22 protein-coding genes, 1 pseudogene and 1 riboswitch are annotated in these 25,064 nt (G+C 30.9%); of the genes and pseudogenes, 14 read left to right on the top strand and 9 right to left on the bottom strand.

Annotated features, from left to right (window positions below; genetic code table 11):
* Positions 1-69 precede the first annotated feature (69 nt).
* The gene (gene hpf / locus ACOTVC_RS02175) at positions 70-588 is read left to right on the top strand and encodes a ribosome hibernation-promoting factor, HPF/YfiA family (RefSeq protein WP_214099114.1); all 519 of its coding nucleotides are present in this window, start codon (positions 70-72) and stop codon (positions 586-588) included.
* Positions 589-617: 29 nt separating this feature from the next.
* Here the strand turns inward: hpf and ACOTVC_RS02170 are convergent, their stop codons facing one another.
* The gene (locus tag ACOTVC_RS02170; protein ID WP_421627593.1) at positions 618-3,161 is read right to left on the bottom strand and encodes a hypothetical protein; all 2,544 of its coding nucleotides are present in this window, start codon (positions 3,159-3,161) and stop codon (positions 618-620) included.
* Positions 3,162-3,323: 162 nt separating this feature from the next.
* On the opposite strand from ACOTVC_RS02170, the gene groES reads away from it, so the two are divergent.
* From groES to ACOTVC_RS02155, 3 genes are all read left to right on the top strand, one after another.
* Positions 3,324-3,584: a co-chaperone GroES gene (gene groES / locus ACOTVC_RS02165; RefSeq protein ID WP_039641825.1), complete on the top strand. Its 261-nt coding sequence runs from the start codon at positions 3,324-3,326 to the stop codon at positions 3,582-3,584.
* 13 nt (positions 3,585-3,597) lie between these two features.
* Positions 3,598-5,235 carry a chaperonin GroEL gene (groL, locus tag ACOTVC_RS02160; RefSeq protein WP_214097520.1) on the top strand — a complete coding sequence of 546 codons (1,638 nt, stop codon included), beginning with the start codon at positions 3,598-3,600 and terminating at the stop codon, positions 5,233-5,235.
* A 111-nt stretch (positions 5,236-5,346) separates the two neighbouring features.
* The gene (locus ACOTVC_RS02155) at positions 5,347-5,916 is read left to right on the top strand and encodes a nudix-type nucleoside diphosphatase (protein ID WP_039641820.1); all 570 of its coding nucleotides are present in this window, start codon (positions 5,347-5,349) and stop codon (positions 5,914-5,916) included.
* A 13-nt stretch (positions 5,917-5,929) separates the two neighbouring features.
* Here the strand turns inward: ACOTVC_RS02155 and ACOTVC_RS02150 are convergent, their stop codons facing one another.
* The 5 genes and pseudogenes from ACOTVC_RS02150 to rpmB form a co-directional block, all read right to left on the bottom strand.
* Positions 5,930-6,277 carry a CZB domain-containing protein gene (locus ACOTVC_RS02150; RefSeq protein ID WP_373274444.1) on the bottom strand — a complete coding sequence of 116 codons (348 nt, stop codon included), beginning with the start codon at positions 6,275-6,277 and terminating at the stop codon, positions 5,930-5,932.
* A 102-nt stretch (positions 6,278-6,379) separates the two neighbouring features.
* Positions 6,380-6,661, bottom strand: a pseudogene (locus ACOTVC_RS02145) (methyl-accepting chemotaxis protein); the annotation flags it as partial.
* A gap of 431 nt (positions 6,662-7,092) precedes the next feature.
* Positions 7,093-7,308 (bottom strand): YdcH family protein, encoded by a 216-nt coding sequence (locus ACOTVC_RS02140; RefSeq protein WP_039641816.1) that lies wholly within the window; start codon positions 7,306-7,308, stop codon positions 7,093-7,095.
* A 48-nt stretch (positions 7,309-7,356) separates the two neighbouring features.
* Positions 7,357-8,484, bottom strand: a complete 1,128-nt coding sequence (locus ACOTVC_RS02135) for a potassium channel family protein (RefSeq protein ID WP_039641814.1) — start codon at positions 8,482-8,484, stop codon at positions 7,357-7,359.
* Positions 8,485-8,509: 25 nt separating this feature from the next.
* Entirely contained in the window at positions 8,510-8,704 is a 195-nt protein-coding gene (rpmB, locus tag ACOTVC_RS02130; RefSeq protein ID WP_039618647.1) for a 50S ribosomal protein L28, read from the bottom strand.
* 142 nt (positions 8,705-8,846) lie between these two features.
* On the opposite strand from rpmB, the gene rpe reads away from it, so the two are divergent.
* From rpe to thiC, 3 genes are all read left to right on the top strand, one after another.
* Complete coding sequence (gene rpe, locus ACOTVC_RS02125) at positions 8,847-9,494, top strand: ribulose-phosphate 3-epimerase (RefSeq protein ID WP_039641812.1); 648 nt, start codon at positions 8,847-8,849, stop codon at positions 9,492-9,494.
* Complete coding sequence (locus tag ACOTVC_RS02120; protein WP_039641808.1) at positions 9,491-10,255, top strand: 3'-5' exonuclease; 765 nt, start codon at positions 9,491-9,493, stop codon at positions 10,253-10,255. Before rpe ends, ACOTVC_RS02120 begins: the two co-directional genes overlap by 4 nt.
* Positions 10,256-10,287: 32 nt before the next feature.
* A riboswitch (TPP riboswitch) is annotated at positions 10,288-10,391 on the top strand.
* A gap of 45 nt (positions 10,392-10,436) precedes the next feature.
* On the top strand, positions 10,437-11,735 hold the full coding sequence (gene thiC / locus ACOTVC_RS02115) for a phosphomethylpyrimidine synthase ThiC (RefSeq protein WP_257906241.1): 1,299 nt from the start codon (positions 10,437-10,439) through the stop codon (positions 11,733-11,735).
* A gap of 27 nt (positions 11,736-11,762) precedes the next feature.
* Here the strand turns inward: thiC and ACOTVC_RS02110 are convergent, their stop codons facing one another.
* Complete coding sequence (locus ACOTVC_RS02110; protein ID WP_039618641.1) at positions 11,763-13,580, bottom strand: ammonia-forming cytochrome c nitrite reductase subunit c552; 1,818 nt, start codon at positions 13,578-13,580, stop codon at positions 11,763-11,765.
* Between the two features lie 16 nt (positions 13,581-13,596).
* Positions 13,597-14,091, bottom strand: coding sequence for a cytochrome c nitrite reductase small subunit (gene nrfH, locus ACOTVC_RS02105; protein WP_039618639.1), 495 nt, complete (start codon positions 14,089-14,091; stop codon positions 13,597-13,599).
* Positions 14,092-14,318: 227 nt separating this feature from the next.
* On the opposite strand from nrfH, the gene ACOTVC_RS02100 reads away from it, so the two are divergent.
* Entirely contained in the window at positions 14,319-16,412 is a 2,094-nt protein-coding gene (locus tag ACOTVC_RS02100; protein ID WP_214116292.1) for an RNA degradosome polyphosphate kinase, read from the top strand.
* A gap of 20 nt (positions 16,413-16,432) precedes the next feature.
* Here the strand turns inward: ACOTVC_RS02100 and rpoD are convergent, their stop codons facing one another.
* The gene (gene rpoD, locus ACOTVC_RS02095) at positions 16,433-18,310 is read right to left on the bottom strand and encodes an RNA polymerase sigma factor RpoD (RefSeq protein ID WP_039618635.1); all 1,878 of its coding nucleotides are present in this window, start codon (positions 18,308-18,310) and stop codon (positions 16,433-16,435) included.
* A gap of 134 nt (positions 18,311-18,444) precedes the next feature.
* Between rpoD and ACOTVC_RS02090 the strand changes: the two genes are divergently transcribed.
* The 6 genes from ACOTVC_RS02090 to ACOTVC_RS02065 all read left to right on the top strand — a co-directional run bounded on the left by ACOTVC_RS02090 (position 18,445) and on the right by ACOTVC_RS02065 (position 25,062).
* The gene (locus ACOTVC_RS02090; protein WP_039641801.1) at positions 18,445-19,257 is read left to right on the top strand and encodes a flagellar hook-basal body protein; all 813 of its coding nucleotides are present in this window, start codon (positions 18,445-18,447) and stop codon (positions 19,255-19,257) included.
* 17 nt (positions 19,258-19,274) lie between these two features.
* The gene (flgG, locus tag ACOTVC_RS02085) at positions 19,275-20,069 is read left to right on the top strand and encodes a flagellar basal-body rod protein FlgG (RefSeq protein ID WP_039626513.1); all 795 of its coding nucleotides are present in this window, start codon (positions 19,275-19,277) and stop codon (positions 20,067-20,069) included.
* A 170-nt stretch (positions 20,070-20,239) separates the two neighbouring features.
* Complete coding sequence (gene napA / locus ACOTVC_RS02080; RefSeq protein WP_087689863.1) at positions 20,240-23,014, top strand: periplasmic nitrate reductase subunit alpha; 2,775 nt, start codon at positions 20,240-20,242, stop codon at positions 23,012-23,014.
* 2 nt (positions 23,015-23,016) lie between these two features.
* Positions 23,017-23,766 (top strand): ferredoxin-type protein NapG, encoded by a 750-nt coding sequence (napG, locus tag ACOTVC_RS02075; protein ID WP_039641796.1) that lies wholly within the window; start codon positions 23,017-23,019, stop codon positions 23,764-23,766.
* Entirely contained in the window at positions 23,763-24,554 is a 792-nt protein-coding gene (gene napH / locus ACOTVC_RS02070) for a quinol dehydrogenase ferredoxin subunit NapH (protein WP_039641794.1), read from the top strand. The genes napG and napH overlap by 4 nt, the downstream gene beginning before the upstream one ends.
* Positions 24,544-25,062 carry a nitrate reductase cytochrome c-type subunit gene (locus ACOTVC_RS02065; protein ID WP_421627588.1) on the top strand — a complete coding sequence of 173 codons (519 nt, stop codon included), beginning with the start codon at positions 24,544-24,546 and terminating at the stop codon, positions 25,060-25,062. Before napH ends, ACOTVC_RS02065 begins: the two co-directional genes overlap by 11 nt.
* Positions 25,063-25,064 lie beyond the last annotated feature (2 nt).

Genomic DNA, 25,064 nt, shown 5'->3' with positions numbered 1-25,064 from the left:
ATTTAAAAAGTTAATTTTTTTTACGATTAAAGTGCTATAATGTATTTAACTTCATAAAAAGGAGAAGTAATGAATACAAGTATAGTTGGAAAGCAATTTGAGCTAACTGAGTCTATAAAAGAGTATGTGGAAAAAAGCTTTGATGCTTTAAGTAAATATGGCTTAGATGTGATTTCTGCGCGTTGTGTTATAAGTGCTGATGAAAGGCATGGAAAGAAAGGATTTTGGGCTGAATTTAGCATTAACTTAGCTGGTATTAATACAGTGGTTGTAAAGCAAAAAGATAAAGACTTGTATGCTGCTATAGATTTGGCCATTGATAGAATTTCTAAGGTTTTAAGAAGATTGCATGATAAAAATATCACCCATAAGCATCAAGATGAGATAAAAGAAAATTTAGTATTACCAAGCGTGATTGAAGAAGATGAGATAGTTCCAACGGAACTTGAATTATATAAACCTTTAGAAATTGAAGAAGCATTAGAAAAGCTAAAAGCGAGTAAAGATATATTTTTAGTTTTTAATGACATAGATGCAAAAATGAGAGTGTTATATAAGAAAAAAGATGGTAGATTTGGTTTATTTTAAAAAATCTAGCCTTTTTAAGGCTAGATGTATTAGAAGAGTTTATTAAAGATTTTATCTATTGCTTGATCTACTTTTTTACCTGTATTTTTAGCACCATCACTAGCATTACCACCTATTGTATTAACAATAGAATTTACCACACTTTTTGTATCAAGACTTACTTTAGGATCTTGTGTTGTTCCTTTTATAATTCCTTTGAAATTTGCTCTATCAATAACAATATTAAAAGGAATGTTTAATTTAGTACTTTTTGTATCAACTTTGCCTTTGTTGATGTTTATATTGCCTCTATCGGCCACTAGGTTTAAATTTAAATCTATAAGATTTTTATTGATATTTATTTTGGCTTCACCATTGCGATATACATCTTGCGTGATATCTTTTTGTAAAAGTAACATTAAAGCGCTTGTGATGAGGTTTTTCTTAAGTTGCCCATCGGCTAAGTTCATTAGCACCACACCGCTTTCTTTTAAAAGATTATAGTCAATACTTAAATTTGATTTTGCTTGATAATAATCAGGCAAATCTAAGCTTTGAGCTAAATTTGAAAGATCAGTATTTTGCATTTTAGCGTTAAAAATATTATTTTTTAAAGTAGCATCTAATGAGCCATTGAATATATTTTTACTATTAATGCTTGCATCTATTAAAGCATCTTTAAAATCAAATTTTCCTTCAAAATCAGCCTTGCCTTTTAGGTTTCTATCAACTAAAAATCCTAGCTTAGAAAAATCCTGCAATGAAATATTATAAGTACTTGCTAGAGCCATTTGATTAAGATCAAATTTTCCTTTTAATGAATTAATATTTGCAAATGAACTTAGAGCTTTAGCATTAAAATCAATGATTGATTTAGAAATTTTTCCATCAAGATTTATTTTTGCTGAAGTATTCTTTGGAAATTTTTTCTCTAAAAGCTTAGATAATTCTACTTCATTAAAAGAAGAATTAATGATTGCTTTAAAATCGCCATTAATATTGCTAAAATCAAGTGTTTTTAAATCAATGTCAGCATTTATATATCCATAAGCTAAAACTTTTTGTCCTATTAAAGGAAAAAGTTGCTCTAATTTTATATTATCAACCTTTGCTTGTAAACTTTTTCCATTAGATTTTGCATTGATAAGCCCTTGCATGATTTTAATATTTGCATCAAGATTTTGAATTTGATTTGCCTTAAGATCAACTTTGGCATCTAAATTTAAAGGTCCATTGAGATCTTGTTTGGTTAAAGGTTTTAATTTGTTAAGATTATCTACAAAAGCACTAATTTGTGCTTTTAAATCTTTATTTGTAAGATTATAAGAGCCTTTTAGCTGAGATATTTTTGCTATGTTTGAATCAAGCAGAGCTTCATAATTAATCAAAGAATTTTTTGCATTTGCTTTAGCTTGTAGATTAAAAGTTGTTTTTGGAAAATCAAGATTGCTTAGTTTTTTAAATTCTATAACATTTATATTTGCACTGTTTAACCTAGTATTTAGATTGAAATTTTTAAAATCAAGTCCTTGCGCTTTTAAATCTAAAATTAATTTAGAATTAATAAAAGCAGGCATAGAGATAGTCTTTAAAAGCTCTGCTACTTCTATATTGGTTGTATTGATGTTAAGATTATTATTTTCTAAAATAGCTTTTAAGCTGCCACCAAATCCAAGTAAGTTAGCATCTAATTTTTGTAATTGATTGTTTGCAAAAAGTAAATTACCTTGAATTTGACTTTTGCCTTGGAGTTTTATTTTAGCTAAAGATGAAAATTGATTAAAATCATCTATTTTGATATCAAAATCACTAGTTAAGCTTTGTTTTGCTATATCATAAATACTTTTTTGTGTGTAAAGTTTAAAAAAATTACTTAAAATTTCACTTTTAGATATAACTTCATTGTTTTGGATTAAAGATCTTATTTCACCTTTTATATAGCTTTGTTTTGGTAAGCTTAGATTAAAATCTTTCTCGATTAGTGTATTGTTGATAGAACTTGTGTAAAAATTAATCAAAGCATTGCCATTTGGTTTTAAATCTTTAGCTTGTATATCACTTATAATACTAATTTTTCCTTGAGCATATCTTGGTAGATTAGCAAAATCTAAAATTTGGGCTAAATCTATATTTTTTCCAATAAATTCAAGATTTATAGGAGAAAAATCAACGATTTTTGCATCTAAACTAAGATTAGAATCAAATAAAAATCCATTGCCTTTTACTGAAAAATTACTACTTTTACCTACAACATCACCCTTAAATGTAAAATCTTTATCGCTTTTTAAGCCAAGATTTTGAATATAATTTTGTTTAAGACCTAAAAGATAGTTTAAATCAAATCTTAGTCTTAAAGGTGATATACCACCTTCAATGTTAGCAAAAAATTTATCATCAATATTTGCTTTAATGTCAAGTTGAGAAAAACTAATTTTAAAATTTTCAAATTTAACATTCATACCGCTTTTTTGAGCAATAATCGTTTCGATTCTTGGTTTTAAAAAAGCATTACCCATACTTGTAAATAATAATGTATATATGGCTAGCAATGCTACACATACTACACCTAAAAGAACGTAAAGAATTTTTTTCATAAGAAACCTTTATAATGATATATCATATAAATTTAGTGATATAGACTAAACTTATATGATATATTTTACTTAATTTATTGACAATTAACTTTCTTTAATGTATAATTCTATCACTCAAAAACAAAGAGTGCTAAAAATGGCACATTTTAGAAAGGATAAAAAATGAATTTTCAACCTCTAGGAAAGCGTATTTTAGTAAAACGCTTAGAAGAAATGAAAACTACTGCTTCTGGGATTATTATACCAGATAATGCTAAAGAAAAACCACTAAATGGTGAAGTTGTTGCAGTGAGTAAAGAAATAGAAGATGTTAAAGTAAATGATAAAGTAATGTTTGCAAAATACGGCGGAACTGAAATAAAACTTGACAATGAAGAGTATTTAGTTCTTAATATTGATGATATTTTAGGGATTATTAAATAAAAAAGGATAAAAAATGGCAAAAGAAATATTTTTTTCAGATGAAGCAAGAAATAAACTTTATGAAGGTGTTAAAAAACTTAATGATGCAGTAAAAGTTACTATGGGGCCACGCGGTCGTAATGTATTAATCCAAAAAAGTTTTGGTGCTCCTACTATCACAAAAGATGGTGTGAGTGTGGCTAAAGAGGTAGAATTAAAGGATTCTTTAGAAAATATGGGTGCTTCTTTAGTTAGAGAAGTAGCTAGTAAAACAGCTGATCAAGCAGGCGATGGAACAACAACAGCAACAGTTTTAGCACATGCTATTTTTAAAGAAGGTTTGAGAAATATCACAGCAGGTGCTAATCCTATCGAAGTTAAAAGAGGTATGGATAAAGCTTGCGAAGCTATAGTGGCTGAGCTTAAAAAACTTTCTCGTGAAGTTAAAGACAAAAAAGAAATTGCTCAAGTTGCGACAATTTCTGCAAATTCAGATGAGAAAATCGGAAATTTAATCGCTGATGCTATGGAAAAAGTCGGAAAAGATGGTGTTATCACTGTTGAAGAAGCAAAATCAATCGATGATGAATTAAATGTAGTTGAAGGTATGCAGTTCGATAGAGGATATTTAAGTCCATATTTCATTACAAATACTGAAAAAATGACAGCTGAATTGCAAAATCCATTTATTTTGTTATTTGATAAAAAAATTGCTAATTTAAAAGATTTACTACCTATTTTAGAGCAAATTCAAAAAACAGGAAAACCACTTTTAATTATAGCTGAAGATATTGAAGGTGAAGCTTTAGCAACTTTAGTTGTAAATAAATTAAGAGGTGTTTTAAATATTTCAGCAGTTAAAGCTCCTGGCTTTGGTGATAGAAGAAAAGCTATGCTTGAAGATATTGCTATTTTAACAGGTGGTGAAGTGATTTCTGAAGAGCTTGGAAGAACTTTAGAAAGTGCTAGTATCCAAGATTTAGGTCAAGCTTCAAGTGTGATTATTGATAAAGATAATACAACTATTGTAAATGGTGCAGGCGAAAAAGCAAATATTGACGCAAGAATCAACCAAATCAAAGCTCAAATTGCTGAAACAAGCTCAGATTATGATAGAGAAAAATTACAAGAAAGGCTTGCTAAATTAAGTGGCGGTGTAGCGGTAATTAAAGTTGGTGCTGCTACAGAAACTGAAATGAAAGAGAAAAAAGATAGAGTTGATGATGCATTAAGTGCTACAAAAGCTGCTGTTGAAGAAGGTATAGTAATAGGTGGTGGTGCTGCATTAATCAAAGCAAAATCAAAAATTAGCTTAAATTTAGAAGGTGATGAGGCTATTGGTGCAGCTATTGTAGAAAGAGCTTTAAGAGCACCTTTAAGACAAATTGCTGAAAATGCTGGATTTGATGCAGGTGTAGTTGTAAATACAGTAGAAAATAGTAAGGAAGAAAACACTGGTTTTGATGCTGCAAAAGGTGAATATGTAAATATGCTTGAAAGTGGTATTATTGATCCTGTTAAAGTAGAAAGAGTGGCTTTACTTAATGCAGTTTCAGTGGCTAGCATGCTTTTAACAACTGAAGCTACAATTAGTGAAATCAAAGAAGATAAACCTGCTATGCCTGATATGAGTGGCATGGGCGGTATGGGAGGCATGGGTGGTATGATGTAACACCATCTTTTTGCTGCTTTTGAGTTGCTTTTTGTGTAAAGCAACTCACTCTTTTTTTCTACCCCGATTTTTATTTTTGTTATAATAGATGTAAAACTACAAGGATTTTACATGAAAAACTTACAAGAAGAGCAATTTTCCAACTCAAAATACATTAAACCTAAAAGATATACTTATATAGGCAAAGATAATAAAAAATATACTTGGGATTTTATAGAAGCATTAGATAGTGTTTCTGTTTTTTTGTATCATACTCAAAAAGATTCTTTTGTTTTTGTAAAGCAATTTAGAATTCCCTTATGGGATTATCAAAAACGTAATAATTTAAAATTAGAAAAAATGGGCTTTAGTATAGAGCTTTGTTCAGGGCTTGTTGATAAAAAATTGAGTTTGGAGGAAATAGCTAAAGAAGAATGTATAGAGGAATTAGGTTATGCACCTAAATATATGGAAAAAATAGGGGAGTTTTATACAGGTTTTGGCTCAGGTGTTAGCAGACAGTTTTTATTCTATGCTGAAATTAGTGAAGGTGATAAAATTGGCCACGGTGGTGGAATTGATGGAGAAGATATTCAAGCAGTGTGGATAAAAAGAAAAGACTTTGAGCAATTTTCAAAAGAAAATCCTATTAAGACTCCTTTGCTTGAATATGCGTATTTGTGGTTTAAAGGTAAGAATTAATCTTACCTTATTCTTATTTTTCATCTTTATGTTTAATATTTGAATCTTGCTCGTTAAGCATTTCTTTAAAGATTTCAAATAAATCTTCTGAAGATTTTTCAGCATTGGCGCATTTATCTAAAATTTGATTTTGTACTAATTTGCTACTTGTGTTCTCTTCGCTAGCTAATGTAATTGCTTGGTTGATGTTTTCATGAACTTTTTGGTGTGGTAAATTAAGTTTTCCAAAAGCTCTTCCGTTAGAAAATCTTTCTTTGCCTATACCTGATATCCATTTTGCAAGTCTACAGCTTAAATGGTCAGATAAAGTTTTACCTGAAGCATGAATGATTTCGTTGTAACCATTAAGTTTAAATGCAATATGATCTAACTTGGCTAGAGATATAAATATTTCAGAAGTGATGCTTTTAGCATGTGAGCTAGTTGAGTTTGCATTTGAGATAAGTTGAGTGAATTTGTTAGAAAATTGAACTATGTGTTCGTTGGATTCTAATGATACCTTTTCTACTTGCTCGCTTTGTCCATACATTTCATCAGCATTTTGTTTTAATAGATTAATGTTTAATTCTACTTCAGAAGTTGCTTTTTGTGTTTTTTCAGCAAGTTTTCTTACTTCATCTGCAACCACAGCAAAACCTCTACCATGTTCACCCGCTCTAGCAGCCTCAATAGCAGCATTTAATGCTAAAAGATTGGTTTGATCTGACACATCTTTGATTAAATTGATAACGTTGGTTATTTCATCAACACTACGGTGTAGATTACCTGCTGTATCTCTTGAACGATTAGCTGATTCGATGATACTTTGAAGTGAAGATATAATAGAATGAGTGATAGAATTTAATTCGTGCATGTCCTCTAAAGAAGAATCAGAATACTGTGAAATCATCTCAGCTTTGTCAACATTTTCTTGCATATCATTTTGGACATTTGCAATACCTTTTAAAACACCCTTTAATAATATTTCTAAGAGATGAGTTTCAAGTTCAGTTTTTACGCAAGTATTTTCTAATTCCTTTTTTTGTTTTTTAACTAATTCTTGTTTTTCTAAAAGAAGTTTTTTGTTTTCTTCTTCTAATTCCCTGATTCTATTTTTTAAATTCTCAACCTCTTGTTTTTGATTGATTTTTTTTCCAAACATGTTTTATCCTTATTAAAGTAAAATTTCACAGAGAATTATTTTTTATAATTTGACAAGTAAATATTTAACTCATCCTTTAATTTTAGTTTTTCTTTTTTTAAATTTGCAATTTCCAAACTATCTAAATGAATTCTACCTTCTTCTGCATCTTTAATTTTGTGATCAAGCTTATTGTGTTCTTCAAAAAGCTTATCAAAATGTAAATCTTTGCCTTTTAATTCAGTAATCAAATCTCTAAATTCGTGTAGCATATAAGTCTCCTTTTTTAAATTGATGTTTTAATTATAACTTAAAATAAGTTAAATATATTTTAACTCGTCAGGTTTTTGTTTGTTTTTGATAATTTTTTTAGCTATTTTTATACTATCAGCTGTACCAATAAGTAATAATTTTGCACTAGTGCCGATTAAAGTATCTCCTCTTGGCATAGGAGTAAATTTTTTATTTTCTATAATTCCTACTATGCTTACATTTGCCATATCTCTCAGGTGAATTTCTTTTAATCTTTTAAATCTTACCCATGATTCATCAGGTATTTTTATTTCTTCTAAATCGATAGGACTATTTTTTTTATAAAGATAGTTTTCCAATAAATTTTCCATATCTGGCCTAGCTGACATTGCGCTAAGTCTTTGTGCGACTAATTTGGTGGCAGAAACTATAGAATTAGCTCCAAGTTTTTTAAGTTTTTCTGTTTCATCTTCATTACTTGAGCTAGCTAGTATAAAATAAGGATTAATTCTTTGTAGTTCTTTTTCAAATAATCTTACTGAAGCAATGATAGCAATATTATCTGCTATGTTATTACTAAGGGTTATTACGCCTTTTGCACTAGAAAGATTGGTTTTTAAAAAGGCCGTATTAGTATGAGGCGCGCTTTCTATATAATAAGGATAATTATATTTTTCAGCAATCTCACTAAAATTTTCAACTTCATCAACTACAACAAAAGGAATGTGATTTTCTCTAAATTGCTGTGCTAATTCAATAGTAAAATCATTATGATAGCATATTACAAAATGATTTTTTAATCTTGCAACTTTATGGAGCATTCTTCTTTCCTTGATAATCTTAGACAAAACACCTTTTTTTACTATTTCTATTACCAAACCCATGCAAAAAGTAAATATTGTAAAAGTCAATAATACATATACAACGGTAAAAATTCTACCTGCTGTTGGTATGGGATTAACTTCAGTATAACCTAAAGTGGTAAAAGTCATGCCAGCTTGATAAATAGCATCGTTAAGGTTGTAATTGCTTGTAAGCATATAGCCAAAAGCTCCAATTAATGTCATCATTACAACAGCAATAAGAGGAATTCTTAAAAATTTAAGCTGTTCATAAAGCTCGTCGTTAAGATTAATCGAAGGTTTTGGGGATGGGGACCAATTGAGGAATTTTTGTAGCTTTTTCAAAAAAGACATAACAATTCCTCGTTTATATTAAGGATTATTTACCGCTTTGTTTTTTAAGCGTTCTTAAAGTTGAAGCAGCTACTCTAACTTTTCTAGTAGTTCCATCTTCTAAAGTGATACGAACTGTTCTTAAATTTGGCAAAAAGCGTCTTTTTGTTTTATTGTTAGCATGGCTAACATTGTTACCTACCATAGGTCCTTTTCCTGTAATTTGGCAAATTCTTGACATAAATTTTCCTTATGAAATAAAAATAATTTTTAGCATTGTATCTAAAACAAGCTTAAAAAATTCAAATATTACCAAAAATACATAAAGAAAATTTGATAATAAGTATGATAAAATTATTTTTTACTTTTATTGGAGATATGAAATGTATGTAGCACCAAGTTTATTGTCTGCAAATTTTTTAAATTTAGAAAATGAAATTAAAGAAGTGTCTCAAGCAGGGGCTGATTTATTGCATATTGATGTGATGGATGGACATTTTGTACCAAATCTTACTTTTGGTCCTTGTGTGGTTGAAAATATTTCAAAAATTACTTCAGTGCCTTTAGATGTACATTTAATGGTACATAATGTTAGCAGTTTTGTAGATTTATTTATCCCAATAAAGCCAAAATTTATCAGCTTTCACTTAGAAGCTGAGAGTCATCCTATTAGGGTGTGTGAGTATATAAGAAAAAATGGTATTCATCCTGCCATTGTTTTAAATCCACATACTCCAGTTTCAAGTATAGAGCATATTTTAGAATTTGTAGATATGGTGCTTTTAATGAGTGTTAATCCAGGCTTTGGTGGGCAAAGCTTTTTGCTGTTAGTGTATGATAAAATTCGACAGTTAAGAGAAATGATAGATAGAAAAAATCTTAAAGTTTTTATAGAAGTAGATGGTGGGGTAAATGGCTTAAATGCGCCTGATTTGGATGAAGCAGGAGCTGATATTTTAGTCGCAGGTAGTTATATCTTTTCCTCGCAAGATAAAAAAACAGCAATCAATTCTTTAAAGCTTGAATTTTGAGCCAACAACAAATCGATGATTTAATCATCAAGCTAAGTAAAGAAAACAAACCTTTTCCTTGGGTTTTAAAAGAGCTTGAGAAAATAGAAGAACTAAATCACTATGATTTTGATTTATATATTTTTGAGCTTTTAGGACTAGGGGTAGAGCTTAATGCGCAAAATTGTATGTGTTTGAAAAGTAAAAATACAAAAATAAAAGATGAGATTTTTTGTGTAGTAGATATTGAAAGCACCGGTGGGATAAAAAGTGGTCAAATTTTAGAAATAGGTGCAGTGAAAATTCAAAACTGTAAAGAAATTGATAGATTTGAGAGTTTTATAAAAGTAGAAAGCATACCTGAAAATATTACAGAATTAACAGGGATTAGTTTGGATATGGTAGAAAATGCACCTTCTTTAAAAACTGTGTTAAGTGATTTTAAGTTGTTTTTAAAAGATAGCATTTTTGTAGCACATAATGTGCGTTTTGATTATCATTTTATATCTAAAGCTATGTATGAAAATGATTTTGGAGTACTTTTAAATAGAAGATTATGTACTATTGATTTAGCTAAAAAATGCATTGAAAGTCCCAAATACGGCCTTGATGCTCTAAAAGAGTTTTTGTGTATTGAAAGTAAGCATCATAGAGCTTTAAGTGATGCTTTGGCTGCAAGCGAAATTTTAAAATACTGTCTTAAAAAAATTCCTTTTTATATAAAAACTACCGAAGAATTGTTACATTTTAGCAAGCAAGCTAAAAATCAAATAAAAAAATAAATTTTGTTTTGTATTTATTGCTATACTTGCTTTGCATAAATGACGGGAGCTTGTGATACAGGCTGAGAGTAAGCTAAAAGCTTAGACCGCACCAGAACTAGGTAATGCTAGCGTTGGGATAATTTATCAACTACTCACATACCCTTCATTTATCCAAATTTTATTTTAAGGATAAATTTAAATGAAAACTCAAATGTCTTATGCAAAAGAAGGAATTTTCACAAAACAAATGCAAATTGTTGCACAAAAAGAGCAAGTAAGTGAAGATTTTTTGCTTGAAAATATAGCATGTGGAAAAATTATCATTCCTGCAAATATTAATCATAAAGCACTAGATCCAAATGGTATTGGTTATGGACTTAAAACAAAAGTAAATGTAAATTTAGGTGTTTCAAATGATTGTGTAGATTATATTGAAGAAATGAAAAAGGTAGAGTTAGCTCATAAATTTAATATAGAAGCTATTATGGATCTTAGTAATTATGGTAAAACTAGTCGTTTTAGAGACGAGCTAATTGCTACTTCAAAAGCTATGATAGGCACGGTGCCTGTTTATGATTCAGTTGGATTTTTAGAAAAAGATTTAAAAGATATTAAAGCAAAAGATTTTTTAGATGTAGTATATCATCATGCTAAAAGTGGAGTGGATTTTATGACAATTCATGCAGGGATAAATTCTCGTGCTGCTAGGGTTTTTAAAGAGTGTGATAGGATTACTAATATAGTTTCAAGAGGAGGTTCAGTTCTTTATGCTTGGATGCAAATGAATGATGCTGAAAATCCATTCTATGAATATTATGATGATTTGCTTGCTATATGCAAGGAATTTGATGTGACACTTTCTTTGGGCGATGCGCTAAGACCTGGTTGCACTCATGATGCAAGTGATGGAGCTCAAATTGCTGAACTTATCGAACTTTCGTTATTAACTAAAAGAGCATGGGCTCAAGATGTGCAAGTGATGATAGAAGGACCTGGCCATATGGCTATTAATGAAATAGAAGCTAATATGCAACTTGAAAAAAGAATTTGCAATGGAGCTCCATTTTATGTTTTAGGACCATTAGTTACTGATATAGGTGCAGGATATGATCATATAAGTGGAGCAATCGGTGGAGCAGTTGCAGCCGCAGCTGGTGCTGATATACTTTGCTATGTAACCCCTGCTGAACATTTAAGACTTCCAAATTTAGAAGATGTAAGAGATGGTATAGTAGCGACTAAAATAGCAGCTCATGCAGGAGATATAGCCAAACTTCCTAAAGAAAGAAAAATAGATGATGAAATGAGTAAAGCTAGACAAGATATTGATTGGGAAAAAATGTTTAAATTAGCAATTGATGGAGAAAAGGCTAAGAAAATGTTTAATGAAAGAAAACCTGAAGAACTTAATTCTTGCTCAATGTGTGGAAAAATGTGTGCTATGAATACTATGAATAAAATTTTAAAAGGCGAGGATGTAAGTTTGATAAAAGAATAAACCCTCGATTGCGAGGGTTTAGTATGATTAATCTATTACTTTATAATTATAAGGTTTTAGATTTTTATCATCTTCAAGAAGTTTTGCTGGTGGATTACCATTTACTTCTTGATGTTTATAGTAGCGATCGCCTGCTTTGTTGCCATTTAGATCTACTTTATAGTGAATTTCACCTGGATTTAATTTTTGAATATCTTCAAAACCTAAATTTGAAGTTTTGAAATCTTTAATACCATTTTTGGCTGCAATTTCTACTAGTTTAGTTTGTCCTTGTCTTGACATATCAACTGATTGTAAAAGCATTCTTGAAGCTTCTCTAGGATTATGGAAGCCTGTTGAGTTTTCAGCACCTACAAAGTCTGCTCTTACTTGAGATTTTCTATGTAGTTCTAATACTTCTTTTAATTCAGCTGAAATTTTAGCATCATCTGCTTTGCCATCAGTTTGGAATTTAGGCATTTTTCCAAGCTCTGCGCGAATAGTTTCTACATCTTTAATCAAGCTTACTAAAGAATATTCAGCTGTTCTTAAATCATGAGCTACTGAATTTTGAATATCTTTTACTTGTTTAGCTAAATAGCCTTCGCTTTGAGTATGGCAAGTTTTGCAAGCTGAGTTAATATCAACTAAAGGTGATGTGATGTTGTGGTTAGTAACTTTTTTTGCACCTTTTCTAATATAAGGCATATGACAATCTGCACAACTTACACCATTTGCAGCATGTACTCCACCACTATAAAGTTCGCTTTCTGGGTGTTGAATTTTTAACATAGGTGCTTTAGTGATTTTATGAACCCAATCACTTGGGAAATTTTCTCTATTTTTTTCATAATAATCATCAAACATTTCTATTCTAAATGGCTCACCTTTTTTCCACTCACTCCAAGGAAATGCTAGTTCTATACCATCAACTTCGATTTCAATTGGTTTATTTCCATCTCTCCAAGAATCAAACTCATCATAAGTTTTTTGAGTACCATTCCACCATTTTTTAGAGCTATCATTAGCTATGCTTTCTCCGATAGTTTTTACTTTGGTACCTGTTGGTTTGAAGTAGTATTCAACGTGACATTGAGAGCATACTAAAGTTCTCATTTCGCTTCTTGAAGCTTTAATGCCTTGTTTTTCATCTGCTTCATAACCTCTTGAAATTAATGCTTTGATTAAAGCTGGTCTTGTAAGTCTTAAACTCATATCTGTTGGATTATGACAGTCTGCACATGTTACACCCATTCTTTTTCCACCATGAGGTCCACTGTGCTCAGGTGAGTTTTCTTTAGCTCCATTTACTGCAGGAACTGTTTTAATCATAGTCCAATATTTTGCAGAGTTAAATGCTACCCAATCACCTTTTGCGGTGTTGTTTAAAAGCCAAGGAGTCCATCCGCTATGACAATTCATACAAGCTGTTGGTTGGCCACCAAATCCTGCAAAACCGTGTGCGTTCAAGAAATCTTTATTGTTTCTAGCTGTATCCATTTGGTCTACTTGAACCCAAAAGTGACCTCTTTCTTCATTGGCATCAATACTGAATGGATAGCCAGCCCAAAGAACAGTTAATTGTGGATAGCGAATTAGTTTTGAATAAGCTAAATTTCCACCAAATTCTGTTGCATTAGGTGCTTGTTTTTCCACTGTTGTGTGCATATCTAAATAATCAGGAAAATTCTTTCCCCAATAATCAAAAGTAGGGTTTTCATCGCCAAGTTTTACAATTTCTTGAGAGATGATTCCACCTACTGAATCGTTTGTTTTGGCTGTGATATCTTGATTTAACCACAATACGCCCGCAATAGCTACTATAGTAGCACTAATAGCACTATATAAAATGCCTTTGTTATTCATTAAATACTCCTTTCATTTAAAATCCTCTCTTATGGCCAACACCTTGGTGACAAGATACACAACTTAAAGCATTATCTTTATGTGGATCTAGAGTAGGGTTGATAGTGTTACTCGCAATTTCTTTGTGACATTCTATACAGTTATTTTGGACTATTTCTTTACTTTTTGCATTTGCACTCAAATGCGTAGGCAAAGAATCAAGTTTGAAAGTAAATGCATAAGCATGTCCTAAGCCACTTTGAGCTTTAGCAATCCATTTTTCAAAAAAGCTATGTGGTAAATGGCAATCATTACAGGTTGCTCTTGGTTTACCATCAACTTCTTTAGAGTGTGAAGCTTTTAAATAATCGTTATAAACCTCGTTCATAATGTGACAATTATTACAGCTTTCACTGGCATCACTAAAATAAGAAGTGCCTTTAGCATTATGGAAAGTATACATTCCCACACCTGCTAAAATTACAAGTAAGAAGAGGAAAACAGCAAAAAGTTTTGAGTTTGCTTTTTTCAAAGTCTCTCCTTTGAATGAAGTTTAAGTTACAAGAACTTAAGTGCAATTATATTACACTATAAAACCTAAAAAGTAAATATAAGTTTATTAATAATTTATTATTTCTTTAATAAGAGAAAAAAAGTATTATTTTTTTATATAATTTTATTTACTATTATAAAAATAAAATAAATTTTAATAAAAGAAATACTAAAATATTAAATACTAGAAAATAAGGTAGGTGTATTATGCAAATTCAACCATCAATGTATATTAATAGAGAACTTTCTTGGCTTGCATTTAACTCCCGTGTTTTAGATCAATGTTCCAAAGATCTTCCTTTGCTCGAAAAACTTAAATTTATTGCTATATACTGTACAAATTTAGATGAGTTTTATATGATAAGAGTGGCTGGATTAAAACAGCTTTTTGTAGCAGGGATAAGCACAGCAAGTAATGATGAAATAACCCCACTTGCGCAGCTTAAAGCCATTAGAAATTATTTACACGAAGAAAAATATGTAGTAGAACAGTATTTTACTAAAATAACTCAAGATTTAGAAAAAGAAAATTTATTTATTCGTTCTTATGAAGAACTTGATGAGGACTTAAAGCAGCAATGCAATGAGCATTTTTTTTCTAATATTTTTCCTGTGATAGTGCCTATTGCGGTTGATGCAACCCATCCTTTTCCGCATTTAAATAATCTTTCGTTTTCTTTGGCAGTAAAGCTTTGTGATCCTATGCATCCTGAACTTTTAAAATTTGGTATGATACGCATACCTAGGGTTTTACCAAGATTTTATCAAGTAAGTTCGAATATTTATGTGCCTATAGAAAGTATAGTATGTTATCATACAGAGCATATTTTTCCTGGCTATAAGCTTTTATCTTCTGCTGCTTTTAGGGTAACTAGAAACGCAGATATGGAAATAGAAGAAGAAGAGGCTGATGATTTTATGTTGATTTTGGAGCAGGGTTTAAAGCTTCGTAGAAAAGGTGCTTTTATACGCTTACAAATAGAAAAAGGCACAGATGAGCAGTTGATCGAATTTTTAAGCTCTCATATGAATATTTTTCATAAAGATATTTACGAATACAGCATACTTTTAAATTTACCATCATTGTGGCAAATCATTTCTAATAAAGAATTTACACACTTACTAAACCCTGTATATACACCAAAGATTTTACCACCTTTTGGAGATAATGTGTCTATTTTTAGCGCAATTGATAAACAAGATATATTGGCTATACAGCCTTATGAGAGTTTTGAGCCTGTGTATCAATTTATCAAAGAAGCAAGTAAAGATCCTAAGGTTGTTTCTATAAGAATGACTCTTTATAGGGTAGAAAAAAATTCAAACATAGTTCAAGCTTTAATTGACGCAGCCAGTGATGGTAAGCAAGTGACTGTAATGGTAGAGCTAAAAGCACGTTTTGATGAGGAAAATAACTTACATTGGGCAAAATCATTAGAAAATGCAGGAGCTCATGTGATATATGGAATTACAGGTTTTAAAGTGCATGCAAAAGTGGCTCAAGTAATTAGAAAAGAAGGGGAAAAATTAAAAATTTACAATCATTTAAGTACAGGTAATTATAATGCAAGTTCGGCTAAAATTTATACTGATGTGAGTTATTTTACTTCTAAAGAAGAATACTCTCAAGATACCACAACTTTTTTTCATATACTTTCAGGATATAGCAAAAGCCGTCGCTTAAAGACTTTATCAATGAGTCCAAAGCAAATCAAAGAAAGAATTTTAGATATGATAGCTACTGAAGCAAATCATGGAAAAGATGGAGTAATCATAGCTAAAATGAATGCTTTGGTAGATGGTGATGTGATTAAAGCTTTATATGATGCTTCAAATAAGGGTGTTAAAATAGATCTTATTGTACGTGGAATTTGTTGTTTAAGACCTGGGGTAAAAGGGTATAGTGAAAATATAAAAGTTAGAAGTATAGTGGGAAAATATTTAGAACATGCTAGAATTTTATATTTTAAACACACTGAGCCAAATTATTTTATTTCAAGTGCTGATTGGATGCCAAGAAATTTAGAAAGAAGATTAGAATTAATGACTCCTATTTTTGATGAGCATTCGCGTGCAAAGTTAGCTCAAATTTTAAAACTACAATTAAGCGATAATGATTTGGCTTATGAGTTAGATAGCGAAGGAAGATATCGCAAGGTTGCTTTAAATGAAGCAGAAAAAATTAATAATTCTCAACAAATTTTAGAAGAATATATTAGTAGAATTTTCAATACCTTGAAAAAAGATACTGATCATAGTAGAGCAGCGCATTTAGCAACGAAACTTTTTAGGGATAGCTAATCCTTGCTTTTTAGCAAGGATTATTTCCAACCTTCTATGTAATTTTTAAGTTTTCTACCAACTTTTGGATGTTTGAGTTTTTTTATAGCTGAGCTTTCTATTTGTCTTACTCTTTCTCTTGTAACATTTAATTCTTTGCCGATTTCTTCTAAGGTTCTATCGCTTTCATCATCCATTAAACCAAAACGCATTCTAATAACAGCTTTTTCTCTATCATTAAGCTGATCTAAAACTTCATCAATTTGTTCTTTTAAATCATCTTTTAAGATATGATCCATAGGAGAAATTGAAGTTCTATCCTCTACAAAGTCTCCAAATTTACCATCATCTTCATTGCTAATAGGTGCTTCTAGGGAAATTGGTTCTTTAGTGATTTTAATCACTTGTTTTACTTTATCTACACTAAGTCCTACTTCTTTGGCAATAATGCTTACATCAGGCTCTTTACCTTCTTTTTGTAAATATTCACGAATGATTTTATTGATTTGATTAATAGTTTCTATCATATGAATAGGAATTCTAATCGTTCTTGCTTGATCAGCAATTGCTCTTGAAATGGCTTGTCTAATCCACCAAGTTGCATAGGTTGAAAACTTATAGCCGCGTTTGTATTCAAATTTATCTACCGCTTTCATCAAGCCTATATTGCCCTCTTGGATCAAATCTAAAAATGGTAATCCACGGTTAGTATATCTTTTAGCAATACTTACAACCAAGCGTAAATTTGATTTTGCCATTCTGGTTTTAGCTTCATCTGAGATTTTTTTACCGCGTTTTATTTGCTCTAGAATTTCTTTTAGTTGATCTTTTTCTAAATCAAAAGAATTTTGACTAGCTTCTTTGGTTTGAATGAGTTTTTTTATCTCCATATAAGTGCTTACCATGGTAGTTTCTAGTGCACGTTCGGCAATTTCTTCTTTGCTAAGCTTAGTAATATCTTTTAAAATATCTTGGTGTCTTTGTTTTAATTCTTCTGAAAACATTGGTAAGCGATATTCTAAGCGTTTTAATTCTTTGTCAAATTCCTCATCACTTTTTAAAGCTGTTTCCATGGATTTTACGATTTCAGAGATAAGTTTTGAAGTTGGGCCCAAATCCATTAGTTTTTCTTTTAATATATTTTTCTTAAAAGCAATAATTAATTTATCTAACAATTCATCATCATTTTTTTCTGCATTAATAGTAGATATGGTTTTTAACCATTCTTTTTTTGCTTTTTCTAAAGCTTTAAAACTTTCTATAACTTTTAAGGTTCTTTCGTCTTCTTTTTTGCTTGTTTTTTTAGGTTTTTTTTCGCTTGAGTTTTCATTTTCCTCATTTTCATTTTCTTCTTCAGAATCTATTTCATCATCACTTTTATCATCATCACTTTTATCATCATCTTCAAAGCTTTTAAAAAGCTCTTTTACTCTTCTTTCTCTATTGATTAAAGGTTCTTTATAATCAAGTATAAAATCAATCAAATAAGGCACAGAGCAAAAAGCATCGATGATAATATCTTCGCCTAGTTCAATTTTTTTAGAAATTTCAACTTCCTCATCTTTATTTAAAAGAGCAATTTGTCCCATTTCTCTTAAATACATTCTCACGGGCGAGTCTGATCTGCTCCATTCTAATAAATCATTTTCATTGGCTAAATCAAATTCATTTTCCAAACTTGTATCTTGTAGTTTTTGCTTTTCTTCTTGTAGTTTTTTTGCTTCTTCTAAATTTCTTTTTTTAGCAATTTCGGCTGAGGAGATTAATTCTACTTTGTATTTATCCATTAAATCACGGATTTTTTTTGCACTTGTTGCATTTGGAAGCTTTGCAAAATACTTGACAAGTTTTTCATATGTGATATAATCTTTAGAGTTTTCTTTGAAAAGTTCTTCTAAAACATTGGTTTCATTAGCCATGGATACCCCTTGTATTTAAGTAATGAGTGTAAAACTAAATATTATGCCTAAAGATTAATTAAAAACAAATAAAAACATTTTGGAACAGCTTTTGCTTTGTCAGTGAAAAATTAAGATTTTAGTTAGGAAAAACAATGCAAAATGGGTATTATCAAGCCACTGGTGCTATGGTTACGCAGTTTAATCGCTTAGATGTTGTAACTAATAACCTAGCAAATGTAAATACAAGTGGCTATAAAAGAGATAATGTTGTTATTGCAGATTTTAAAAGGATTTTTAAAGAAACTCAAGATGAGTTACCTATACAAAATCACACAAGAGATGCTGCAAGATTTGTAAATACAACTATAGATAGAGTTCCACAAGTTAATCATATCTATACAAATTTTAGCGTAGGTTCTATGAAAATGACACATAATCCTTTGGATTTAGCTCTTACTCGTGAGGATACTTTTTATTTAATTAAAACAAACAATGGTGAGGTAAGATTAAGTCAAGATGGAAATTTCCAGCTTGATGATGAGGGATATTTAGTCAATCGTCAAGGATATAGAGTTTTAAGCAGTGATTATTTTAATAATCCTGAAAATGATGGTATACGCATAGGGGATTCTACTTCTTTTATTAATGTGGATAAAAATGGAATCATTAGTGCGTCTAATCAAGATATAGCAAGATTATTCGTAGCACAAGTTGATGATTTAAGAGATTTGCAAAAAGATGGCGATAATATGTATAAAATTGATAATTTAGGCAAAATTAGAGATTTACCAAATTCAAATGCTATAAAGCAGGGTTTTACTCAAGGATCTAATGTTAATCCAGTTACAGAAATGGTAGGATTAATCGAAGCAAATAGGATGGTTGAGATGTACCAAAAAGTTATGACATCTCATATGGATGATTTAAATCAAGAAGCTATTAATAAATTAGCAAGTACTAAATAAAACTAAGGATAGATAAAATGTTAAGATCATTATACACAGCAGCATCAGGGATGGTTTCACAACAAACACAAATTGATGTAACATCAAATAATATTTCAAATGTTAATACAGTAGGTTATAAAAAATCGCGTGCAGAATTTGCAGATTTGATGTATCAAACGATGAAATATGCAGGTACTTCAACCTCAAGTACCACAAAACACCCAAGTGGTATAGAAGTGGGTCTTGGTTCAAGAGTGACAGCTGTGAGTAAAATTTTTAGTGAAGGTAGTTTAAAACAAACATCAACTTCAGGTCTTGATATGGCAATTGCTGGCAATAATGGCTTTTTCCAAATTCAAATGCCTGATGGAACTATAGCTTATACTAGAAATGGTCAATTTACCAAAGATGCTGAAGGAAATATTGTAAATTCAGATGGTTATAGACTTTTGCCGGAAATGACTATACCTGAAGATGCTACAGCTATTAACGTAGCAAGCGATGGAACAGTTTCTGTTATGCAACCAGGAAATACAGCTGAAACCCAAATAGGACAAATTGAGCTTGTTAATTTTATTAATCCAGCAGGTTTACATGCTTTGGGGGATAATCTTTTAGTAGAAACTGATGCAAGCGGTGCACCTATTGCAGGTATAGCTGGAGAGAATGGATTTTCTGTTATCAAACATGGCTTTGTAGAGCTTAGTAATGTTCAGCTTGTAGAAGAAATGACTGATCTTATTACAGGACAAAGAGCTTATGAAGCAGGCTCAAAGGCAATCACTACAAGTGATGATATGCTTGGAATTGTAAATCAATTAAAACGCTAAATTAAATAGCGTTTTAATATGTAACATCTTTCTAAAAAATATTAAAAAACTCTTAATTATAAGTATCTACGAAATATTCTTATTTCTAATAAAAAATTAAAATAATTATAGTAATATTGTGCTCGTGTATTATTAAAATACATAAAATCAAACAATAACAAGGGATTATAATGAACAGAAGGGACTTCATTAAAAATACCGCTATTGCTAGTGCTTGTGGTGTTGCAGGTCTTAGTGTTCCAAGTAGTGTACTTGCTCATACTGAGAATAAATGGCGTTGGGATAAGGCTGTTTGTAGATTTTGTGGTACAGGCTGTGGAATTTTAGTTGCAAGTTTAGATGGTAAAATTGTTGCCGTAAAAGGAGACCCGGCAGCTCCAGTAAATCGTGGGTTAAATTGTATTAAAGGTTATTTTAATGCAAAAATTATGTATGGGGAAGATCGCTTAGTAACACCTTTACTTCGTGTAAATGCAAAAGGCGAGTTTGATAAAAAAGGAAAATTTCAACAAGTTTCTTGGCAAAGAGCTTTTGATGAAATGGAAAAACAATTCAAAAAAGCTTATAAGGAAAAAGGTACTGAAGGTATTGGAATTTTTGCAAGTGGTCAATATACTATACAAGAAGGATATGCTGCTGCAAAATTAGTAAAAGCTGGTTTTAGATCAAACAATATAGACCCAAATGCACGTCATTGTATGGCTAGTGCTGTTGTTGGTTTTATGCAAACTTTTGGAGTTGATGAGCCTTCTGGTTGTTATGATGATATAGAACTTACCGATACTATTATTACTTGGGGTGCAAATATGGCAGAAATGCATCCGATTTTATGGTCAAGGGTAAGTGATAGAAAACTAAGTAATTTAGATAAAGTTAAAATCGTAAATTTATCTACTTTTTCTAATAGAACCTCTCATATAGCAGATACTGAAATTATTTTCAAGCCAAATACTGATTTAGCTATTTGGAATTATATCGCTAGGGAGATTGTTTATAATCATCCTGAAGCTATGGATAAAGAATTTATTGAAAAACATTGTATTTTTACAACAGGTTATGCTGATATTGGTTATGGAATGAGAAATAATCCAAACCATCCTAAATTTAAAGCAAGTGAAAAAGATACCGTAGCAAAACAAAATGCTATTATTGTAGATGAAGAAGAAGCGGTATCTTTGGCTTATTTGGGTGTAAAAGCAGGCGATAAATTTGAAATGAAACACCAAAGTACTCCTGATGTACATTGGGAAATTTCATTTGAAGATTTCAAAAAAGCTTTAGAGCCTTACACACTTGATTATGTTGCTAAAGTTGCTAAGGGTAATGAAAATGAAAGCATAGAAGAATTCAAGAAAAAACTTCAAGAATTAGCAAATTTATATATAGAAAAAAATAGAAAAGTTGTAAGCTTTTGGACTATGGGCTTTAATCAACACACAAGAGGTACTTGGGTAAATGAACAAGCTTATATGGTGCATTTTTTACTTGGTAAACAAGCTAAGCCAGGAAGTGGTGCGTTTTCATTAACAGGACAACCAAGTGCTTGTGGAACTGCAAGAGAAGTGGGGACTTTTTCACATCGTTTACCTGCTGATATGGTGGTTGCAAATCCTAAACACAGAGAAATTAGTGAAAAAATTTGGAAAGTTCCTGCAAAAACAATCAATCCTAAACCAGGCGCTCCATACTTAAAAATCATGAGGGATTTAGAAGATGGAAATATCAAGTTTGCTTGGGTACAGGTAAATAATCCTTGGCAAAATACAGCTAATGCAAATCACTGGATAGCAGCAGCTAGAGAAATGGATAATTTTATTGTTGTGAGTGATTGTTATCCTGGAATTAGCGCTAAGGTAGCAGATTTAATTTTACCAAGTGCTATGATTTATGAAAAATGGGGCGCTTATGGTAATGCTGAAAGAAGAACTCAACATTGGAAGCAACAAGTATTACCTGTGGGTGAAGCTATGAGTGATACTTGGCAAATCATGGAATTTGCAAAACGCTTTAAATTAAAAGAAGTTTGGGGTGAAACTAAGGTAAATGACAAGCTTACCCTACCAAGCGTTTTAGAGGAAGCTAAAGCTATGGGTTATAGCGAAGATGATACTTTATATGATGTATTATTTGCTAATAAAGAAGCAAAATCTTTCAAAGCAAACGATTCTATTGCAAAAGGATTTGATAATAGTGATGTTAATGGCGATGAAAGAAAAATTATAGGTAGCGATGGTAAAGAATTTGAAGGTTATGGATTTTTTGTACAAAAATATCTATGGGAAGAATACCGCAAATTTGGCTTAGGTCATGGACATGATTTAGCTGATTTTGATACTTATCATAAAGTAAGAGGTTTAAGATGGCCTGTAGTAAATGGTAAAGAAACTCAATGGAGATTTAATACTAAATTTGATTATTATGCTAAAAAAGCTGCTCCAAATTCAGACTTTGCGTTTTATGGTGATTTTGCTAAAGAATTACCAAAAGGAGATTTACTAGCTCCACAAACTAAAGAAAAATATAGTTTAAAAAACAAAGTAAAAATTTTCTTTAGGCCATTTATGAAAGCACCTGAAAGACCAAGTAAAGAATATCCATTCTGGTTATGTACTGGTAGGGTTTTAGAGCATTGGCATAGTGGAACTATGACTATGAGAGTTCCTGAGCTTTTCCGTGCAGTACCTGAAGCACTTTGTTATATGAATGAAGATGATGCTAAGGCCATGAAAATCAATCAAGGCGACATCGTATGGGTAGAATCACGCCGTGGTAAAGTAAAAGCTAGAGTAGATTTTCGCGGTAGAAATAAACCTTCTAAAGGGCTTGTGTATGTGCCTTGGTTTGATGAAAATGTATATATAAATAAAGTTACACTAGATGCAACTTGTCCATTGTCTAATCAAACAGATTTCAAAAAATGTGCCGTAAAAATTACTAAAGCATAAAAATGAAAAATAGAAGAGAATTTTTAGCCTTTGCTTTCAAGCTTTTATGTATAGGAAGCGGAAGTGCATTTTTAGCAAGTTTAGCATTTAGCTCAAATCAGGAGTATTTTTTAAGACCTCCTGGAGCAGATGATGAAAAAGAATTTTTATCAAAATGCATACGATGCGGACTTTGCGTAAAAGCTTGTCCTTATGATGTTTTAAAACTAGCAAATTTAGAAAATAGTGCTAAAAATGGTACACCTTTTTTTGTGGCAAGAGAAAATCCTTGCAGGTTATGTGAGGATATACCTTGTATAAGGGATTGCCCTACAAATGCGTTAGATCATAAATATCTAGAGCAAAAAGATGGAATTTATAAAACAAAAATAGGTATAGCTATAATTGATAGTGCAAGTTGTGTTGCTTATTGGGGAATTCAATGTGATGCTTGTTATAGAGCTTGTCCTTTAATGGATAAAGCATTAAAACTTGAAACAAAACGCAATGAAAGAACAGCAAAACATGCATTTTTACTACCTGTGGTAGATCATGAAGTGTGTGTTGGATGTGGGATTTGTGAAAAAGCTTGTATAACACAAAAAGCAGCCATTAAAGTTTTACCTAGAGAATTTGTTTTAGGAAAAGCTGGGGATAATTACATCAAAGGTTGGGATGAAAAAGATGAAAAACGTTTACAAGATGTAAACACAGATAAAAATTTCAATAAAAACAAGGCTAAAGATTATCTTAATGATGGAGAATTGCTATGAAGTATCTTATTTTAAGAAGAATAGTGCAATTGTCTATTTTGACTTTTTTTTCTTTTGGTGTATTTAATTTTATATTAAAAGGAAATTTAAGCTCTTCGGTTTTATTTTCTTTGGTACCACTAAGCGATCCTTTTGCGTTTATTCAACTTACTTTAGCAAGTTTGCAAGTAGATTTAATGGCTTTAAGTGGTGCTTTGATAGTGTTTTTATTTTATGCTATTTTTGCCGGAAGAGCTTTTTGTGCTTGGGTTTGTCCTGTAAATATCATTACTGATTTTGCTTATTTTATTAGAAATAAATTAGGCTTTAATCAAGCAAGAGTTTTTAATGTAAATAAAAATTTGCGTTATTATGTTTTGGCTTTTGTTTTGATTTTTTCTTTTCTTTTTTCTTTTCCTGTTTTTGAGGAATTTTCTTATATAGGAATAATCCAAAGAGGGATTATTTTCGGTGGTATTTCTTGGCTTTTTGTAGCTTTGATTATTTTTTGTATAGATACATTTTTTAGTCCAAGATTTACTTGCTCGCATTTTTGTCCTTTAGGGGCTTTTTGGGCTTTAAGTTCGCATTTTTCATTGCTAAAAGTAAGATATAACTTACAAAAATGCACTAAGTGTTATAAATGTCTTGGAGTATGTCCTGAAAAGCAAGTACTTTGGATGATAGGTAAAGAAAATCAAGATGTAAAATCAGGTGAATGTATTAGATGTGGGAAATGTATTGATGTTTGCGGTGATGATGCTTTAGGTTTTAGTATAATAAATTTAAGGAGAGAAAATGAAAAATAAAATCTTTTTATCCTTAGCAGCAGCTATTTTAATAAGTGCTTGTGGGCTTGCTGTTAAAAGTGTTGATTTAAAAGATATAGGTTTAAGAAAAACAAGTTTAGAAAGTGAAAATGTAGAGTTGTTGGATGTAAAATATTCTCAAGCAATGGCTGGTGAATCTGTTTTGATTGAGAGGTCATTTGAAAATGCTCCGCCATTAATCCCACATACTTTAGAGGATATGCTTCCAATTACCAAGGATAATAATATTTGCTTAAGTTGCCATGATAAGGCTATTGCTAAAGATGTTGGAGCTACGCCACTTCCAAGCAGTCATTATTTTGATTTAAGAAAAAATAGATCCACCAAAGACATGGTAAGTGATGCAAGGTTTAATTGCACGCAATGCCATGTACCACAAAGTGATGCTAAACCTTTAGTGGGAAATAGCTTTGAAGCGAAATTTAAAAGTGAAGAACTAAAGAAAAAATCTAATCTTATGGATGTTTTAAATGAGGGTGTAAAATAAAA

Source organism: Campylobacter sp. GB48 (assembly GCF_049221845.1).
In the GTDB taxonomy this organism is placed as follows: domain Bacteria; phylum Campylobacterota; class Campylobacteria; order Campylobacterales; family Campylobacteraceae; genus Campylobacter_D; species Campylobacter_D lari_C.
The sequence above is the reverse complement of the archived record's forward strand: the minus strand, read 5'-3'. Positions and strand labels throughout refer to the sequence as shown.